The sequence below is a fragment of the Lewinella sp. W8 genome, assembly GCF_004375085.3.
Classification (GTDB): Bacteria; Bacteroidota; Bacteroidia; order Chitinophagales; family Saprospiraceae; genus Neolewinella.
Window position 1 is genome coordinate 1 of record NZ_SNAQ03000045.1, and the last position, 1,910, is coordinate 1,910.

Sequence of the window (1,910 nt, forward strand, 5' to 3'; positions counted from 1 at the left end):
GAAGACGGTGCGGTGGAAGACATCGACTCTACCCCGGATACCGACGCCGGCAACGACGCCGGTGGTGCGGTGGGTACGCCTTCCGACGATGCCACGACCGGTGACGGCAGTGGCGCTCCCGGTGATACCGAGGAGAACACGGACGAAGACGACGCGGACCCCGCGCTGATTTCTATCGGCGAGTTCGACCTTGCGCTGACGAAGGTGTTGACTCCGGGTCAGGACCCCGTCGTTGAACCGGGCGATGAAGTCTCGTTCACGATTACGGTGGAGAACCAGGGTGAAGTCACGGCCGACAACATCGAAGTAACGGACTACCTGCCGACGGGCCTGAGCCTGAGTGCGAACGCTACGGGCTGGACGGACAACGGAGACGGCACGGCGACCTTCGCCATTGAGGGTGAGCTGGCACCGGGCGCGAGCACCACGATTACCATCCTGGTGACGGTGGATGCCGGCACGGACGGTGAAGACCTGGTGAACGTAGCGGAGATTAGTGCCGCCACGGACAGCGAAGACGGCGCGGTGGAAGACATCGACTCCACCCCGGATACCGACGACGGCAATGATGCCGGTGGTGCGGTGGGTACGCCTTCCGACGATGCTACGACCGGTGACGGAACCGGCGCTCCCGGTGATACCGAGGAAAACACGGACGAAGATGACGCCGACCCCGCCTTGATTTCTATCGGTGAGTTCGACCTTGCGCTGACGAAAGTGCTCAGTGCTGGTCAGGATCCCGTTGTTGAGCCTGGCGATGAAGTCTCGTTCACGATTACGGTAGAGAACCAGGGTGAAGTCACGGCCGACAACATCGAAGTAACCGACTACCTCCCGACGGGTCTGAGCCTGAGTGCGAACGCTACGGGCTGGACGGACAACGGAGACGGCACGGCGACCTTCGCCATTGAGGGTGAGCTGGCACCGGGTGCAAGCACCACGATTACCATCCTGGTGACGGTGGATGCCGGCACGGACGGTGAAGACCTGGTGAACGTAGCGGAGATTAGTGCCGCCACGGACAGCGAAGACGGTGCGGTGGAAGACATCGACTCCACCCCGGACACCGACGACGGCAATGATGCCGGTGGTGCGGTGGGCACGCCTTCCGACGATGCTACGACCGGTGACGGAACCGGCGCTCCCGGTGATACCGAGGAGAACACGGACGAAGATGACGCCGACCCCGCCTTGATTTCTATCGGTGAGTTCGACCTTGCGCTGACGAAAGTGCTCAGTGCTGGTCAGGACCCCGTTGTTGAGCCTGGCGATGAAGTCTCGTTCACGATTACGGTGGAGAACCAGGGTGAAGTCACGGCCGACAACATCGAAGTAACCGACTACCTGCCGACGGGTCTGAGCCTGAGTGCGAACGCTACGGGCTGGACGGACAACGGAGACGGCACGGCGACCTTCGCCATTGAGGGTGAGCTGGCACCGGGTGCAAGCACCACGATTACCATCCTGGTGACGGTGGATGCCGGCACGGACGGTGAAGACCTGGTGAACGTAGCGGAGATCAGTGCCGCCACGGACAGTGAAGACGGTGCGGTGGAAGACATCGACTCTACCCCGGATACCGACGCCGGCAACGACGCCGGTGGTGCGGTGGGTACGCCTTCCGACGATGCCACGACCGGTGACGGCAGTGGCGCTCCCGGTGATACCGAGGAGAACACGGACGAAGACGACGCGGACCCCGCGCTGATTTCTATCGGCGAGTTCGACCTTGCGCTGACGAAGGTGTTGACTCCGGGTCAGGACCCCGTCGTTGAACCGGGCGATGAAGTCTCGTTCACGATTACGGTGGAGAACCAGGGTGAAGTCACGGCCGACAACATCGAAGTAACGGACTACCTGCCGACGGGCCTGAGCCTGAGTGCGAACGCTACGGGCTGGACGGACAACGG

1 pseudogene is annotated in these 1,910 nt (G+C 62.5%); it reads left to right on the forward strand.

Annotated elements, in window-relative coordinates:
- Positions 1-1,910, forward strand: a pseudogene (locus tag E1J53_RS23770) (hypothetical protein); the annotation flags it as partial.